Here is a 17535-nt window from a genome sequence, read left to right as displayed (position 1 = left end):
ACGTACCTCTAATGGAAAAGGTTTCATTTTTTATTTACTTCCTTATAATTGTAACACTTTTTCGACTTATGAATAGTATTAACATCTTTGTTATACTAAAGATATAAATTATGAAGAGGTGAAGAAATGACAAATCGAATCGACACATTACGAGCAGAAATGGAATCAACTAACTTAGATAGTATGTTAGTAACATCTAAAGCAAATATTTATTATTTAAGCAATTATTTAACTGATCCGCACGAGCGGATAATTGCAGTTTACATTAGCGCTGACTTTGATCCAATTTTAGTGTTGCCCAATATGGAAAAAGAAGATGCAATACACGCAGGTTGGCAATATGAAATAATTGGATACCATGACCATGAAGACCCGTGGGAATTATTTAAGTCTGCCCTGCAGAAAAAAAACAAAATACCTGGATCTATTGGTCTTGAGTACGACCATTTGACGCTTGACCGTTATCAATCTGTAACCTCATTATTCCCGGATACAGAGATGAAGGATGCAAAGGAAGTATTGGCAAATTTACGTGTTATAAAGAATAAAAAAGAATATGCGATACTTAAACACGCTGCAGACCTAGCAGATTTTGGCATTGAAACTGGTATTAACGCAATTAAAGAGGGCGTCCGCGAAATTGATATTATTGCAACAATTGAATATGAACTAAAGAAAAAAGGAATCCAAGGAATGTCCTTCTCTACTATGGTTCTTTCAGGTACAAAAACTGCGTCGCCACACGGAACCCCTGGTACAAAGAAGATTGAAAAAGGGGACATGGTTCTGTTTGATTTGGGTGTCATTTACGATGGTTATTGCTCAGATATTACCCGAACAGTAGCCTACAAGTCAATTACTCCAGAGCAGGAAAAAATTTATAATACTGTCCTTGAGGCAGAAGAAAAATCAATTAAAATATCCAAAATAGGAACTTCTGTTGGAAAGGTTGATCTGGCTGCCAGAAACCACATTGAGGATGCTGGGTATGGTGAATATTTCACACATCGAATTGGACATGGAATTGGAATAGAAACACACGAATATCCATCCATGCACAGTAAGAATGACTTACCGTTGAAAGAAGGTATGAGCTACACAGTGGAACCTGGAATTTATGTTCCTGGAACCGGTGGAGTAAGAATTGAAGATATGATTTACATGACCGAGAAAGGTCCAGAGCTCTTAACGAAATCACCAAAACAACTGCGTATTATTGATTGAATTTAAAAAGGTTCCATCTCACTATGATGTGAGATGGAACCTTTTTTTATCATTTATTTCTCCAACAGTGATTGAACTTCATCATAATGGAGTCCATTAGATTCAGCTACCGCCTGGTAGGTTACATATCCATCTAACGTATTTATACCTTTACGTAATGCGGCATTATCCTTGCATGCTTGTACATAGCCTTTGTTTGCTAACTGTAATGCATACGGTACTGTTACATTCGTTAATCCAATAGTAGATGTACGCGGCACTGCCCCTGGCATATTTGCTACAGCATAGTGCTGTACTCCGTGCTTTGTATAAGTCGGATTATCATGTGTTGTGATACGATCTGTGGTTTCAAAAATACCACCTTGATCAATTGCAACGTCAACAATTACTGAGCCTTCTGTCATTGCTTGTACCATTTCTTCGGTAACTAATCGAGGTGCTTTTGCACCAGGAATTAGCACAGCTCCAATTACAAGATCCGATTCAGCTACAGCTTCTTTAATGTTAAGCGGATTCGACATTAACGTATTTATAGTTGAACCAAAAATATCGTCCAATTCTCTTAAACGTTCTGGACTCAAGTCAACTATTGTAACATCCGCACCAAGTCCGACAGCTAGCTTAGCTGCATTTGTACCGACTACGCCACCGCCAATGACAGTTACCTTCCCGCGTCTTACACCAGGAATTCCAGCGAGTAAAATACCTTTTCCACCTTTTGATTTCTCTAGAAATTGTGCCCCTATCTGAGCTGCCATCCGTCCAGCAACTTCGCTCATTGGTGTTAACAATGGCAGTGACCTGTTTTCCAGTTGCACTGTTTCATATGCAATCCCGACAACTTTCTTATCTATAAGCGCTTTTGTTAAGTCTGGCTCGGCAGCTAAGTGCAGATATGTAAATAAAATTAAACCTTCATAAAAATAGTCATATTCTTCATGAAGCGGTTCTTTAACTTTCATAACCATTTCCTGTTCCCAAGCTTCCTTAGCGGTTAAAACGATGTGCGCTCCAGCTTCCTGGTATTGCTCATCAACAAAACCAGATGTAACACCCGCGCCTGATTCAACATAGACCTCATGCCCAGCTGTCTTCAAGGTAAGTACCCCTGCTGGTGTCATAGCTACCCTGTTCTCGTTATTCTTAATCTCTCTCGGTATTCCAATTCTCATTACAAACACTCCTTGCACATTCCTTTAATTTTTAAAACGTGATAAATTGAATAAATAAATGCATACTAATTATTTTCACCCATAAAATAATATAACATGAAAAAGTACCGCTTTCATTAATTATAAACAGAAGTTGACCCACCCTAAAAAGGATGGATCATGCTTCTTTATAGAAAGTGACTTGGGTTTATATGAGAAGTATCAGATTCATTTTATTTCTTTTGGTTATTGAAGGTGTGGATCGCTTTATTATTGTGTAACTGGTCTTCAACAACTCCGCTTTGATAGCTTTCAAATAACTGATTCTGCACAACAGCAATGCCCTTCTTATCTTCACGCAATGTTTGTGATTGTTTCTTTCCCAATAATATCACCTCCAAGATTAGTTTGTCCATATAGGAAGGATTTTTGTACTTTATTTATTTCCAATTATTGAACGAAATCGATTATCTTTACTGCGAAAAGGGTATATACTAATAAGAGGAAGGAGGAGCTGAAAAATGGATTTTGAGTACAAGGATATTGTAGTAGCAATCGATGGATCAGACGCCTCTGAAGTTGCTTTCAAAAAATCATTGGATATAGCAAAACGAAACGGTGCACGACTAATCCTGGCACACGTAGTGGATTCAAGAACATTTGCTACTGCTGAGGCGTATGATCGATCCCTAGCGGAGCGCGCAGAATATTATGCTAAAGAATTAGTCGACGGTTATATGCAAAAAGCAACCGCCGCCGGGATAAAGGAAATTGTTCGATGCATTGAGTACGGTTCTCCTAAAGTGAAAATCGCAAAAGAAATAGCACCAAGTTTTCACGCTGACTTAATCATCTGTGGAGCTACTGGCATGAGCAATGTTGAACGTTTCTTTATCGGCAGTGTTTCTGAAAATATAACGCGTTATGCTAAATGTGATGTATTGGTAGTGCGATAAAAAAATAACGCCTCTCGGGGCGTTATTTTTCTTAATGAAGATCTTTTTGTATTTCATTTACTACATGCGATAGCTCAGGTAAAATTAATCGCTCCATCGCTAAACGAACCGCTCCTGTGGAACCAGGCATGGAAAAAACAGCAGTATGATTTGTGACACCAGCGATAGCTCTCGATAACATTGCTGCAGATCCGATATCTTCGGAATAACTGAGTGAACGGAATAATTCCCCGAATCCAGTAATTTCTTTTTCCAGCATTGGTTTAACCGTTTCGATGGTTACATCACGGTGAGCAATTCCTGTGCCTCCATTGGTTAAAATCACGTCAATATCAGGGTTCTCCCTCCCCGCATCGATCATCGATTTAATTGATTGTTGTTTATCAGAAATTATCTCCATAATTTCTATATGATGACCAGAAGCATTCAGCAGTTGCTCAATTAATTTGCCGCTTTTATCAGTATACTCGCTTCGAGTATCGCTAACAGTCAGAATCATACACTTCACTTTTCTTTCATTTGCTTTGTGTGCATCTACTGCCATTGTAATCTCTCCTCATCCCAAATCCACAAAAAAATTATATAGCCAATCGCACCGTATCACGTGCAATCATAACCTCTTCGTTAGTAGGTATAACTATTACTTTCACTGGAGAATGCGGATAATTAATAAATGTTTCTTTCCCACGGATTTTATTAAGGGAAGGATCCCAGTACACGCCCATGAATTCCAGGCCAGTTAACACCTTCGCTCTAATAACATCACTGTTTTCACCTACACCAGCTGTAAAGATAATAGCATCTACACCTGACATACGAGCCGCATATGAACCTAGATATTTGTGAATTCTTGACGCAAACACTTCAAGTGCAAGCTCAGCTCGTTCATTTGTTTCTGCCTGCTGTTCAATATCACGTAAATCACTTGAAAAACCTGAGAGTGCCAGCATTCCACTTTTTTTATTCAGTACATTTAAAACTTCTACTGCTGACTGTCCCGTTTTTTCCATAATATATGGAATTAATGCCGGGTCAATGTTTCCGGATCTGGTACCCATTGTTACACCGGCAAGTGGTGTGAACCCCATTGAAGTATCAATTGATTTACCGTTTTGTATAGCTGCAATACTTGCTCCGTTACCTAAATGACAGGAAATCAATCGCAACTGATTAAGCGGAATACCAAGTAATTCGGAAGCTCTTTCCGAAACATACTTGTGTGATGCACCATGAAAACCATATTTTCGAATCCCATATTTTTCATAGTACTCATATGGCAAACTGTATAAATAAGATTTTTCTTCCATTGTCTGGTGAAATGCCGTGTCAAAAACTGCCACCATAGGCACTTCTGGTAAAATTTCCTGGAAGGCACGAATTCCAGTTAAGTTAGCTGGGTTGTGAAGCGGTGCAAGTTCAGATACTTCTTCAATTTCCTTCATTACTTCGTCGTTAATTATTACCGAGTCAGTAAACCGCTCCCCGCCATGAACAACTCGATGACCGATAGCTTGAATATCGTCAAGAGATTCGATGATACCACTGGAAGTAAGTTTCTCCATCAGTTGTTTAACCGCATCCTCATGATCGGAAATTTCTCCAATTGTTTTATCCTTTTTGTCATTAACCTCAATAGAAAAAACGGAATCTGGAAGTCCTATCCGTTCAACCAACCCTTTAGATAATATTTTTTCTTCAGGCATCTGTATCAGCTGGAACTTTAAGGAAGAACTTCCCGCATTAATAGCTAAAATTATATCCATATTCCAATGACCTCCTTCATTTACTCTTCATCTTTCAAATAAGAAGCAAACCATGAATTCATCTGACTTAATATATCTTCCATTGCCTTTGTATTCTTAAGTGAAGGAAGCTTTACAAGTAACGGCTGTTTAGGAGCCTCTGTTTTCAGACCTTTTTTCTGGAGTAACAAAATACTTTTCGCGTTATTTTTGGATTTGAACGTACTCTCTGGCAGATGCAAAACACCTACAATATGAGCGTAATCGTGCAAATAGGCACGAAGTTTATCTGCCTGATCACTTTCAAACAAAAATTCAGGAATAATAAAAACTAAATAACCACCATCTTGTACATAGTTAACCGCTTGTTCGATAAAAAGATGATGGGAATAGGAATGACCTTCGTCTGCTTTTAATTTATACTCAGCAGCATTTACATCATCCGGATAGTATCCAACAGGTAAATCCGATACCACTAAATCTACTGGATCAAGTAAAAATGGTCGTAAGCTATCCTGGTGGAAGAAATCAATTGAAAGCTGCTGCAGATTTGCATGTAATACAGACAACTTAATTAGTGTCGGGTCAATCTCACTACCATAGCCAGATGCATTTCCGCCTAGATGTTGAATGACTGTTGCTAACAAGTTACCAGTGCCACTCGCAGGATCAAAAATTCTCATTTGTTCTTTCGTATTCATAACCTTGCCAGCAAGATAACCTACTAGTAGTGCGATCGTATCAGGTGTCATAACATGCTGTTGTTGTGTTGACCCCTTCATCCCTTTTAAAATGGCAAGCTGTGTTGCTTTGCGGATCTCATCTGATGAATACGATGATAGCTTAACACGCTTTAACTGATCTTGAATTTCAGAATTAAGCTCTGCACTTATACTAGTATTGAGATCGTTTTCCATCAGACTCTCTAATGTATCAGCTAAACTGTCCAAGTATGGTTCATCTTTATGTTGTTGTATCATTTCAGTAATCGTATCAATCTGTTCGTATAAGTCTTCCATTTTATTCATTATATTTCCTCCGTTTCAACCTAATAAGCGTTTCTATTGTATCAAATGGAGGGCCTGCATGTACAAAAAAACCCCTTGCTTCTAATAAGCAAAGGGTTACACAATCATATTATTCAGCTTTTTTAGCTGCCTCGATTGCTTTCTCGTAGTCAGGATGATTACTAACTTCTTTCACATATTCAACATATGTTACATTATTGCTTGAATCAACCACAAAAATTGCTCTGGCAAGTAATCGTAGTTCTTCTATTAGAACGCCATACTTTTCGCCAAAGTCAGCATTTCGGTGATCAGATAGAATATCTAGACTTTGTACATTATTTGCAGAACTCCAACGTTTCTGTGCAAATGGCAAGTCCATACTAAGTGTAAGTACATGAGCATTTGCAACTTCATTTGCTTCGTCATTAAAGCGCTTTGTTTGCTCCGAACATACACCAGTGTCAAGCGAAGGAACTACACTGATTAATTTCACTTTTCCTTCATAGTCACTCAGTGATTTTTCATTTAAATCGTTATCCAGGACAGTAAACTCTGGAGCACTTGCACCTACTTTGATATCTGACCCTATAAGCGTAACAGGGTCTTGATGGAATGTAACATTAGCCAAAAAATCATTCCTCCTCTATTAATTACTATAGTTTAATTATGGGTAAGTAAAATGGATAAGTCCAATATTTACCATTAATACCCGCTAAATAGAGTAGTTTGAATCGGAATGGTTCCCTCGGTTTTGCCTGCGATCATCCCTGTTATTATTTCGTTGGTTTTTGTTATCCTGGTTATTGGAAGAGTTCTTTAACATCTGTTCTATTTTTTCCACGACCTGTGGTGCAAAATCAATCATCTTCTCAAAAATATGTGTGTTTTCATCTAAATGAACCATCTTAATTCCATTACCGCTTACAATTAGAAATGCAACTGGGGTTATTGAAACTCCTCCTCCACTACCACCACCAAAAGGAAGTTCAACTTCAGAGTCACTTTGACCTCCCGAAGACTTCACCTGAAACTCACTTCCTCCTGCCGCGAAACCAAATCCAACTTTAGAAACTGGTATAATGATACTTCCATCTGGAGATTCAACTGGGTCGCCTATAATGGTATTCACTTCAATCATATCTTTAATATTTTCCATTGCCGTAGTCATTAATCCTTGAATCGGATGTTCACTCATTTTAAATCTTCCTTTCACTTAATTTTATTTGTATTTCCTTACGATGTGATATCGATCGAATAAACTTCAAACCGCCTATTATAGCTGGCCCAATTCGTATGGAAACCTTCATATTTATTTGAGTTTGGAATAATTTCTGCTGAAAAAATGGTATTACATTTACGTGAAACTGACACTTAACATTACTGGTTTGATGTAAAAAAGCGATTACCGCTCCTTTAATCGACCATATTCCACCAGACAGCAATCCTCCACTACTAGCTTCTCCAGACCCCACATTTGTATGCCACTGGAATTTATGTATTTGTATTTTTTTCATTATCCAGAGAACACTCCATACGGAATCATTTGCCATAAACAGCAGCTTTTTTCCGTCGTGATAGAGTTCAGTGAAATCAAATTCTTCTTCAAATTTTTCAAGTAGTGAAGGATTTCCCACTTCACTCGGATTAATTTTCTTTCGATAAATCGGGATTTTGAATATGTAAATACGTATAGATCCCACTTTTTTCTCCTTTAGATACGAATAATTTACGGTTACATATATTTTTGTACAAATCATTAGTATGAGAAACAAAACCAAAATTATAATCCATTCCATTAAAACGAACACCCCTAGCCGAAAGACTATTTCAATTAGTATTTAACTTCTTTCTGATTTTATACAGAAGAACTATTAATGGGATTACCTGCACAAAAATGGTAGGATGAATGTATGAAAAATTTGAAGAGGAGGCAGACGATAGCATGTCAGAACGCCAGAATATTTATTTCTATCACCCAAATAAAAAAGAATCAGATTATAAACTGCAGCCATTATTTGATTTTGCCGAAAAAAATGGTTTTGTTATAAAAGAAAGACCCGAGGATGCAAATATAATTGTGAGTATCGGTGGAGATGGAGCTTTTCTGCAAGCTGTCAGAAAAACCGGATTTAGACAAGATTGTTTGTATACGGGTATTACGAGGTCTGATGAAGCCGGGTTATATTGTGACTTTAACTTAGATAATTATGATCAAATGTTTCATTCCATCTTGCACGAAGAGATGGAAGTACGACGCTTTCCTGTCATTCAGCTAACTGTTAATGGAGAAACAGATTTCTATTGTTTAAATGAGATGAGCATCCGCTCAACTATCATTAAAACAATTGTTATCGATGTTAAAATTGACGATAAACATTTTGAAACGTTTCGAGGTGACGGCTTGATTGTTGCTACGCCAACTGGTAGTACTGGTTATAATAAATCTACAAATGGCGCTGTAATCGATCCGCGAATTCCTTGTTTCCAAGTATCAGAGCTTGCTTCGTTAAACAACAACCGTTACAGGACACTTGGCTCGTCATTCGTTCTGGATAAAAACAGGACGCTTCAGCTGGATATTGTCCAGGATGGCAACAACTACCCTGTTGTTGGGTTAGATAACGAAGCATACCCTATGCAGCAAATGAAAAGCATTAAAGTAACACTGAGTGATAAAGTGATTAAAACTGTAAAAATGAAAAATAACTCCTACTGGGACCGAGTAAAACGCACCTTTCTCTAGAATTTAAAGAATCCGTGCTCTAAGGTGCGCGTAGATATATTCGAAGATGCGATCGTAATTCCACATATACAAAAAAACCCTTACTCTATTTGTAAGGTTTTTTCTCATACACTATTTCTCCGTCTATTACAGTCATTGCTATCTCAATTGCATTAATGTTTTCAGGCTCGACTTGAAATATATCCTCTTCCAGTATAGTGAAATCTGCTGCAAATCCGTCCAGTAATCTCCCGCGTTCTTCCTCCTGATTTATAGCATATGCACTACCATGTGTATAAAGATGAACTGCTTCATATACAGATAGCGCTTCTTCCGGACTATAAACCTTTCCGTCGTATGATGCTTTCCTTAAAATCGCTGCCTGTATTCCAAGTAATGGGCTCACTTCTTCAATTGGCGCATCTGAACTACCAGCGCAATGCACATTATGATCTAACATCGTTTTCCAAGCGTAGGCGAGTTTTAGTCTGTCTTCACCTAATCGGTCAATTGCCCACGGAAAGTCAGAAGTCACAAATAAGGGTTGTATATCGACTGCTACTGGCAACTCTTTTAATAGATCCAGTGCCCGTTCATTTAAAATTTGACCGTGAATTAACCGATCTCTACGACCATTTTCCAATGGATTTCGCTTTATAATTTTTAATACTTCTTCAGCGGCTCTGTCTCCAATGGCATGAACGGCAACAGGTAATTGATGACTCCGAGCTTTCCTGATTACTTTCTCTAAGTCCTCAACACTTAAAATTGCTACACCTTCGTTACCTGGATCATCTTTATAATCTTCTGTTAACCACGCGGTACGTCCGCCTATAGCGCCATCAGCAAAGATTTTTACTGCTCCAAGTTCGATATAATTCGTACCATCTAACCAGCCTAGTTTTTGTTTCAGCATGTCTTCCAGTACTTCATGATGAACGAGCAGATGTGCCTTAAACTTTTTATTCACACCGTCGATTGCATTAATAAATGCCTGATACGTTTTATCAAAGCTGCCGTAATAACTCAAATCTTCACTGTGTCCCCCAACAATCCCTTTAGAAACTAAATCGTCCACAGCGATTTCAATTACTTTCTGTAAATAGTTTGTTGAAACACTTGGAAGTGATTTCTTAATCAGTTCCTGTGCAGTGTCCAGAAAATAACCTGTAATTGCATTATTTTCATCCCGTACGATTATGCCGCCTTGGGGATTCGGGGTATCCTCTTTTATATTAGACAATTCAATTGCATTGGAGTTTGCCAGGATTGCGTGTCGACATACACGTGTTAGCATAAGTGGGTTATGGGGACAGATTTCATCCAATTCTGCTCTTGAGATAATCACCGGATCCTCCCATTGGTTTTCATTCCAGCCCTCGCCAATTAACCACTCTCCTTCAGAAAGGTTTGCAGTTCTGTTTCGTACCGCTTCTTTTACTTCTTCCGCAGACTTTAGTTGCGATAAATCAAGCCTTAATATTTTTTCGCCGTGCATTAAAATATGTAGATGACTATCAACAAAGCCAGGAATCATTGTTTTCCCTTGTAGATTAATTTCGTTTTCAATACTGTCATAATAGGCGTGGTATAGCTTTTCGTACGTTCCCACTGCCACGATTTTCTCTAGTTCCGTATATACCGCTTCCACAGCATCACCTTCGTGCTGCATTGTATAGATGTTACCACCAAACCATAGATTCCCCACAATAGATTCCCCATTTCGTCTGTATTGCCTGTCATGTATTAGTTAATAATTTACCACGTTAGCAGACGAAATAAAAGTAAAAAATTCGAGCTACCTCATGCTTGAGGTAGCTCGTTTATCCATTAATATAATAGTTTATTTCAGTCCGCCAAATTGTTGCTCTGCCATTTGTACAAGACGTTTTGTGATTTCTCCTCCAACAGAACCGTTAGAACGAGAAGTTGTGTCAGCTCCAAGACTTACTCCAAATTCTTGAGCGATCTCATATTTCATTTGATCAAGAGCTTGTTGAACACCAGGAACTACTAATTGGTTTGAATTGTTGTTAGCCATATCAATTCACCTCCTTGATAACTATATAGTGCGTCATAAGAAGGTAAATCATTCATGAAAAAAGTTGGTAGATGTTGTTAAGTAATTAACTCAAATTTGCGCTGAAATAATTATAATGATTGAATGCAATAGTACGTGTGACAAGGATTTCAACACGAAAAACAATATGTCTATTAGTAAGAGAAGACACAATTTCACTGTACAGCGAATTAACTTATAATTATATTCAGTGCTCTTCGCTTGCTTGGCCACTGAAAAAGGGTTGAATGTGGTACGAAATAGGTGGATCTACGATCGCATCTTCGAATATACTTCGCTTTCCTGCGGGATCTTCAGCTCGCGCTGTTCCCGCAGGAGTCTTCGTATATTCGAAGATGCTAAGGTTAAGGTGAAAAATTAAATTTTAAAGATCTACTACTTTTTCAGTGATCTTAATCGCACTCAGGGGTCTCCCTATGCCATCCGATACAATTTTTAGACAAGAGTAGAGTCGAATGTCAAGGATTTATTAACTCACACATGATATCACGTCTATTTCAGCATGCATTAGTTGAAGAAAAACAACGACGTAAACAGCTTTACCAGTTCAGGTGAGCGGAGGGCGGTGACTCCTGCGGGAACAGCACGAGTCTGAAGGCCCCGCAGAGTGCTCTTCTCGAGGAGACTGAAGCCGTGCCCGCGGAAAGCATCCGCCCGGAGCGATCCTGGACGGAAGTTTTAGGACCCGTATATGGTAATAAAGCTAAAGTTAAATCAAGTTAAGATCAAGGGAAATTAGAATAAATCCTGATATTTTTCTTCTGTTTTTCCTTTTTTTGTCACCTTAATTACTTCTGTTTCTTCAACAGCAGTTCGTATTAATTCTTCGAAGTCCAGCGTTGATTCAAAATAGCTTACCTTTTCCCGCTTAGGTTTTGTTTTAGGTGCTTTAGGAACGAAAACTGTGCAACAATCTTCATAAGGACGAATCGATATATCATACGTATTTATTTTTCTTGAAATATCGATTATGTCCAGCTTGTCCATTGTTATTAAAGGTCGTATGATTGGATAATTTGTAACTTCATTTATACTATTCATACTATCCATTGTCTGACTAGCTACCTGTCCTAAACTCTCACCAGTAGTCATAGATAGTATCGATTCTTTTTTACAGATTTCTTCACTGATACGGAGCATCATTCTTCGCATAATAGTCATCGAATATCGTTCCGGCATCTGTTTAAAAATTAGTTGCTGCAGCTTCGTAAATGGTACAATGTGCAGTTTAATCGAGGATCCATATCCAGCTAATTCGGTGGCCAAATCCAATACTTTTTGTTTGGCGCGTTCACTGGTAAATGGTGGTGAATGAAAATGTACTGCTTCGATTGCTACTCCACGTTTCATTGCCAAATACCCCGCAACTGGACTGTCAATACCACCAGATAAGAGTAATAATGATTTACCGGAAGTTCCCACTGGAAAACCTCCAACTCCTTTTATTATGTCTGAAGTTATATAAGTCGCTTCTGTACGTATCTCTATTTTTAAATCTAAATCCGGTTGATGGACATTTACCGTATAGTTATCCGTATTAACTAATAGATGCGCACCGACCTCACGATTGAATTCCTGCGAACGAATAGGAAACGATTTATCTATGCGTTTCACACTTACCTTGAATGTGTTCGTATTTTTACTATTTGTTAACGCGTAAAGTGCAGCGTCTTTGATCTGTTTTTCATCGTTTGACACTTTTAATGCTAAGCTCAAGCTTTGAATTCCAAATACTTCTTTACATTTTTTCATCACTGGCTCTGGATCCTGTCCATGTAAATGAACAAACATCCGCCCTTGAGTTCGTTTTACTTTGATTCCGTCAAACTCCACTAATACATTTCGCAGATTATCCTGCAGCTTACTGTAAAACTTCTTTCGGTTTTTACCTTTTAAAGCCATTTCGCCATAGCGTATTAATATATGATCAAATTCCATTGTTATCTACCCCATTACTTTTTTCAATTCCTCTATTGCTGTTGCCAGCTCCGAGATAAACTCATCGATTTCTTCTTGTGTTGTATCGTAGGACATACTTACTCTTAGTCCCGATACAGTCCGCTCTTCTTCCACCTCTAAAGCCGCAAGAACTCTGCTTACATCACTCATTTTGGACGAGCAGGCTGACTTAGTTGAAATAAAAATATTTTTCTCACCAAGTACATGAATGATTACCTCCGGCTTTAATCCAATCACGGAAAAATTAATGATATGAGGTGCTCCTGAAATCGGTGAATTAATTACAACATGTTTCATACTAGCTAATTTTTGCATAACAGATTTTCGCAGTTCTTTTAAATATACTGACGCTTCTTTTTCACGCTCTTTCATTAGCCGTATTGCTTTAACGATGGAAACAGCTCCTGCCAAATTTTCTGTTCCTGAGCGTATGGCGCGTTCCTGACCGCCTCCATGAAAAAGTGGAAGTATGTTGGTTCGGTTGGAAACATACAATATTCCGGTACCATTTAAACCATGTATCTTGTGACCTGAAATTGTCAATAAATCAATTCCACTATCATGAAGTTCGAGTGGCACTTTACCTAATCCCTGAACGTGGTCAACATGGAAAAAAAGCTTAGGATTATTTTTGGCTAGCTCACCAATTTGACGTATTGGCTGAATGGAGCCAATTTCATTATTAACATGCATAACACTAATTAATATTGTATCTGATCTAATTGCCTTTGATACATTCTCCACTGTTACTACTCCATCCTGGTTAACAGGTAGATAAGTAATATCGAAGTCCATCTTCTCAAGTGCTTTACATGCGTCATATACAGAAGGGTGCTCAATTTCCGTGGTAATAATATGTTTACCACGATTTTGATGTTGCAAAGCTATTCCTTTAATCGCCATATTATTTCCTTCTGTACCACCTGACGTGAAAATAACTTCATCTTTCGACACATTTAAAAGTTGTGCGGCCTGCATCTTTGCATGTAACAACAATTTTTCTGCTTCACCACCAAGCTGATGAATGGACGAAGGATTTGCAAAATAGGTTTCAGCAACCTGATTGTAACTCTGTAAAACGGATGGATGGGGTTTAGTTGTCGCACTGTTATCTAAATATATCATCAATATTCCTCCCATCAGCAATGATAATCGTTTCTTGTCGCACAATAAGAAGGCTGACTTGAGAACAAGGTTTAACCTCATTGCAAAAGACAGCCTTTGTTATTCTATCTGCACGAATACGAAGAGATCACTCATTTTATATTCGTTGTATGTTCATAATTATTCTCTTTATTTTTATACAAAGTAATCTTTTTGTCAACTAGCAGTTCTTGTTTTGCTGCAATCAAACTGATAATAGACATTAGCTTAGATAATAACTTCCTGATATTCCTCGATTCGCTTTAAAGCACCGGGCTCGACCTCTTCAACAGCTTTTGCAGCATGTTCAAGAGACAGCTCATATTCATATGAGCGGAAAAGTCGTTCGGCTTCAGCCAGCTTTGCAGCTAAAAGTGGATATCTGCTTCGATACCTGTTCGCATATTGGATTACCTGCTCGGTCAAATATGCTTGATCCATAATAAAATCTGTTTGCTCTGTAATATGTTCGACACTTTTGTTTGCTTCAGCTAATGAATGTTGCACAGCTGCCATATCGAGCGGCTTCGTTTCCAGAGCTTTTAAAACCCGGTCATTTTTTTGACTGGCAGTTTCAAGCAGACTCCAGATAAAATTAGGAACTCCTGGTAAATTACTTTTCTTCAACTTTCGAATCGTATTATATACGTCATTCTTCATTTCATTTAATTTCTCTTTCGCTTCTAGCTCGTCTTTTCTCAAATTATGAATAAATTTTAAAAACTCTTCATGTTGTTGAGTCAAATTTTCCACTTGTTGAAGACTGCCTTCAAGCTTCTCACGAATTTGTAAATGGGATGCTGACTGATGATCCTCGAGACTCTCAGTTAATTCTTCCATTTGTTTTTTTAAGTAAGCTATCGTTTTTTCAAGTGTCAGGTATTTTTCCATATCGCTGTCTTCAAAGTAATAAGCTTGTCTTAAAGCCTCAACTTCTGCTTTTGTCTCCTGGAAGTTTGTATCCAGCACTTCTAATTTATGACGATAAGCAGGAGCTTTTGTCTCTATGTAACTTTTCGCTATCGCTTCATTTTCCAATAACTGGTACATATCCTTTATTCGCTCATCAACTTCTTTTGTTGTCTCTTTAGCAACCGTTACCTCGCCTTTTTCAACCGAACTAACACAATCAAGCAAACGCCCCTGATAGTCACGTATTTCTTTTTCAAGTCCAAGATGTTCGATACGGTAACCGTCCGCTTTCATATCTTTAATTCCTGAAATTAGATCATCCAGTTGACTCGGAAGTATTTCTTTACATGCTTGATACAATTCTGGAAATTCTTCCATCTCAATCTGAAGATTCCCCAGTTGTGTTCTAAGCTGTTCTACCAGCTGATGTGCGTCATGATAATTTCCAGCGCCTGTTAATTCATGATACTTTCGAAGCGCTTCTTCTATCTCATCTAATTCTAACTCAAATCTAGCTTCTGCTTTACCGAATTGATAACGGGTTTGCGATAGCTTCTTTTTTGATGCTTTAATTTCTGGCTCTAAACCCTCAATTTCTTTTCTGCTTTCTTCTTCCGTTTCAATTAATTCCTCTAGTTCATGTAACATTTTTTCAATATCTTTTTCAATTGATTGTAATGTCTGATCAACTTTTCGCAAGATTTTTTTGGCAGTAGGAAAACGATAACGATCTGCTGCTTCTTCAGCGTCAAATAAATATTCTTCTATGTCAGGAAGCTGTTTCGTAACAATGTATTCCCAATGATCTTTCCATGATTCGAATTTCTCCTGTGTTTCTCCTGATAAATTCAAGTTTTTTATCCGGGAAATCTGGGATGCGATATTACGATTCATAATATCCATTTTCCAGCTTTCCTGCCGATCTACAACATCATATATCCTTTTTCGTAATATAAGGCCAACAATGATTACTGTAATAATAAGAAGTACGATTCCAATGATATATGCCATTTAAAGCCTCCTAACTATATTCCTGTGTATAAGAGGATGTTCACTTTTTAATTCTCTCCAAAAACAGGTGCCATTTAATTTATTGTCGTTTTTTGGCAGGTAAGAAAGAGTAAAAATCTTTCTTACTGCATAAGTGCAACTAAGGCTTTCGCTACCAATGTGTGGTGATAAGCCAAGTATTCTTAATAAATGTTAAAGTGTATTTTTCTAATATTAATACTAATGATACCACGATAATCGCATTTTTGGCTAAAAAATTACAAATAATTTACCAATATTACTTATTTTTTATTATTTTGCAAACTGGATTGTTTCTGAAGTAATAAAATCAAGCCATTTATGAATAACTTTTGTGTAGTTGCGTGCAAATAGATCATGCGATGTTTTACCTGCCAGCTGATCCTTCCATTCATTCTGAAGTACATAAGGTGTTATCAGCATACCTTTCAGTTGCATCAGCAGAAATTGATGTTCAGTTTTACTCTTTGGTTTCTCAGGTAAACTTTCATAAAAGGTATTACTGATAAAATAATTCTCTTTAGCTAAATACGTAACAGCCATTTCACGTACGAATATGGAATCGATTGAAAGTTCGCGATGAATAAAACAAGAAAATTGATGATTATTTTGCTTATATTGTATAATGGAGTCTATTAGTAATTTTAATTTAACTAAAGGTGGTTCCGATTCTGAGCTATTGATTACTTCTTCCATTGTTGTTAAGTAAGTTTCATAATAATTGGTCACCGCATGTTCGAGCAATCCTTGTTTACTTTTAAAGTAATAGCTTATAAGGGAAACGTTTACGGAGGCTTTATCTGCTATATCCCGTACCGATGTACCGTGAAAACCTTTTTGAAAAAATAAGGAAGAGGCAGCATCAATAACTTTTTGTTTGGTTGTATTATTTTTCATTAGTATTCAACTCCTTATATTAATTTTACGACAGAGTAGCCTTTAATCCTTCAATTTTCTCTCGACAATTCACGCAAATGAAAGTCGAAACTTATCACAGTTTAGCATTATATTGAATTCCACCATACCATCAGCTTGACAATAGAAAGGGGAATATACATGTTTCAGACAACAAGTTATTCAGGAAATCGTATGAAAGACTATGAATTAGTATTGCAGCAAGCTAAAGCGCTTATGGACGGTGAGCCTGATCACATAGCTAATCTATCAAATGCATCTGCTCTCTTAAATCAACTTCTTGAAGAGGTGAATTGGGTCGGATTTTACATTTTTAAAGATGATGAGTTAGTGTTAGGACCATTTCAGGGTCTCCCGGCTTGTCTTCGTATCCCTAATGGAAAAGGGGTTTGCGGGACTGCTGTTAAGACTAGAGAAACACAAGTAGTCGCCGACGTAAATGCTTTTCCAGGCCATATTGCTTGTGATGGTGCAACGCAATCAGAAATTGTAATACCTTTGCTCGTCAAGGGCGAAATATATGGCGTTTTAGATATTGACAGCCCACGGAAAGACAGGTTTGATGAAATCGATAAAAAATATTTAGAAAAATTTGCTGCGATTGTGCAGTCACATTTAAATTAATAAAATGCTTTCCAAAACATATCCCCGTTTTGGAAAGCATCCTTTTATCATGCGAAGTGCTTAGGTTG

The 17535-nt window shown here is 37.6% G+C and carries 18 protein-coding genes; 4 read left to right on the top strand and 14 right to left on the bottom strand.

All coding sequences use genetic code 11. From position 1 onward, the window contains the following. Positions 1-126: 126 nt before the first annotated feature. The gene (locus VBD025_RS09365) at positions 127-1224 is read left to right on the top strand and encodes a M24 family metallopeptidase (protein WP_430784780.1); all 1098 of its coding nucleotides are present in this window, start codon (positions 127-129) and stop codon (positions 1222-1224) included. Positions 1225-1277: 53 nt separating this feature from the next. On the opposite strand, the gene ald is transcribed toward VBD025_RS09365, so the two are convergent. Together ald and VBD025_RS09355 are read right to left on the bottom strand one after the other, a co-directional pair. Further along, on the bottom strand, positions 1278-2396 hold the full coding sequence (ald, locus tag VBD025_RS09360; protein WP_430784778.1) for an alanine dehydrogenase: 1119 nt from the start codon (positions 2394-2396) through the stop codon (positions 1278-1280). 212 nt (positions 2397-2608) lie between these two features. After that, positions 2609-2761 carry a hypothetical protein gene (locus VBD025_RS09355; protein ID WP_430791488.1) on the bottom strand — a complete coding sequence of 51 codons (153 nt, stop codon included), beginning with the start codon at positions 2759-2761 and terminating at the stop codon, positions 2609-2611. A 135-nt stretch (positions 2762-2896) separates the two neighbouring features. Here VBD025_RS09355 and VBD025_RS09350 point away from each other — a divergent pair, with 135 nt between their 5' ends. Then, on the top strand, positions 2897-3331 hold the full coding sequence (locus tag VBD025_RS09350) for a universal stress protein (protein WP_430784776.1): 435 nt from the start codon (positions 2897-2899) through the stop codon (positions 3329-3331). A 31-nt stretch (positions 3332-3362) separates the two neighbouring features. On the opposite strand, the gene VBD025_RS09345 is transcribed toward VBD025_RS09350, so the two are convergent. The 6 genes from VBD025_RS09345 to VBD025_RS09320 all read right to left on the bottom strand — a co-directional run bounded on the left by VBD025_RS09345 (position 3363) and on the right by VBD025_RS09320 (position 7879). Continuing rightward, complete coding sequence (locus VBD025_RS09345) at positions 3363-3875, bottom strand: MogA/MoaB family molybdenum cofactor biosynthesis protein (RefSeq protein WP_430784774.1); 513 nt, start codon at positions 3873-3875, stop codon at positions 3363-3365. A 34-nt stretch (positions 3876-3909) separates the two neighbouring features. After that, positions 3910-5094 carry an acetate kinase gene (locus VBD025_RS09340; RefSeq protein WP_430784772.1) on the bottom strand — a complete coding sequence of 395 codons (1185 nt, stop codon included), beginning with the start codon at positions 5092-5094 and terminating at the stop codon, positions 3910-3912. Between the two features lie 20 nt (positions 5095-5114). After that, positions 5115-6101: a class I SAM-dependent methyltransferase gene (locus VBD025_RS09335; RefSeq protein ID WP_430784770.1), complete on the bottom strand. Its 987-nt coding sequence runs from the start codon at positions 6099-6101 to the stop codon at positions 5115-5117. 109 nt (positions 6102-6210) lie between these two features. Further along, on the bottom strand, positions 6211-6711 hold the full coding sequence (gene tpx, locus VBD025_RS09330) for a thiol peroxidase (protein ID WP_430784768.1): 501 nt from the start codon (positions 6709-6711) through the stop codon (positions 6211-6213). Positions 6712-6795: 84 nt separating this feature from the next. Then, on the bottom strand, positions 6796-7278 hold the full coding sequence (ytfJ, locus tag VBD025_RS09325; protein WP_430784766.1) for a GerW family sporulation protein: 483 nt from the start codon (positions 7276-7278) through the stop codon (positions 6796-6798). Position 7279: 1 nt separating this feature from the next. Next, entirely contained in the window at positions 7280-7879 is a 600-nt protein-coding gene (locus tag VBD025_RS09320) for a DUF2953 domain-containing protein (protein WP_430784764.1), read from the bottom strand. A gap of 146 nt (positions 7880-8025) precedes the next feature. Here VBD025_RS09320 and VBD025_RS09315 point away from each other — a divergent pair, with 146 nt between their 5' ends. Further along, on the top strand, positions 8026-8826 hold the full coding sequence (locus tag VBD025_RS09315) for an NAD kinase (protein WP_430784762.1): 801 nt from the start codon (positions 8026-8028) through the stop codon (positions 8824-8826). Between the two features lie 85 nt (positions 8827-8911). Here the strand turns inward: VBD025_RS09315 and VBD025_RS09310 are convergent, their stop codons facing one another. From VBD025_RS09310 to refZ, 6 genes are all read right to left on the bottom strand, one after another. After that, positions 8912-10513, bottom strand: coding sequence for an amidohydrolase (locus VBD025_RS09310; RefSeq protein ID WP_430784760.1), 1602 nt, complete (start codon positions 10511-10513; stop codon positions 8912-8914). Between the two features lie 135 nt (positions 10514-10648). Continuing rightward, the gene (locus VBD025_RS09305) at positions 10649-10846 is read right to left on the bottom strand and encodes a small, acid-soluble spore protein, alpha/beta type (protein ID WP_430784758.1); all 198 of its coding nucleotides are present in this window, start codon (positions 10844-10846) and stop codon (positions 10649-10651) included. Positions 10847-11620: 774 nt separating this feature from the next. Continuing rightward, on the bottom strand, positions 11621-12823 hold the full coding sequence (gene thiI / locus VBD025_RS09300; protein WP_430784756.1) for a tRNA uracil 4-sulfurtransferase ThiI: 1203 nt from the start codon (positions 12821-12823) through the stop codon (positions 11621-11623). A 6-nt stretch (positions 12824-12829) separates the two neighbouring features. Continuing rightward, complete coding sequence (locus VBD025_RS09295; RefSeq protein WP_430784754.1) at positions 12830-13969, bottom strand: cysteine desulfurase family protein; 1140 nt, start codon at positions 13967-13969, stop codon at positions 12830-12832. Positions 13970-14215: 246 nt separating this feature from the next. Next, complete coding sequence (ezrA, locus tag VBD025_RS09290; protein ID WP_430784752.1) at positions 14216-15910, bottom strand: septation ring formation regulator EzrA; 1695 nt, start codon at positions 15908-15910, stop codon at positions 14216-14218. Positions 15911-16201: 291 nt separating this feature from the next. Then, the gene (gene refZ, locus VBD025_RS09285) at positions 16202-16825 is read right to left on the bottom strand and encodes a forespore capture DNA-binding protein RefZ (RefSeq protein WP_430784750.1); all 624 of its coding nucleotides are present in this window, start codon (positions 16823-16825) and stop codon (positions 16202-16204) included. Between the two features lie 159 nt (positions 16826-16984). Here refZ and VBD025_RS09280 point away from each other — a divergent pair, with 159 nt between their 5' ends. Further along, entirely contained in the window at positions 16985-17467 is a 483-nt protein-coding gene (locus VBD025_RS09280; protein WP_430784748.1) for a GAF domain-containing protein, read from the top strand. The last annotated feature ends 68 nt before the right edge of the window (positions 17468-17535 follow it).

The organism is Virgibacillus flavescens (assembly GCF_050574275.1).
Lineage (GTDB): Bacteria > Bacillota > Bacilli > Bacillales > Amphibacillaceae > Virgibacillus_F > Virgibacillus_F flavescens.
The sequence above is the reverse complement of the archived record's forward strand: the minus strand, read 5'-3'. Positions and strand labels throughout refer to the sequence as shown.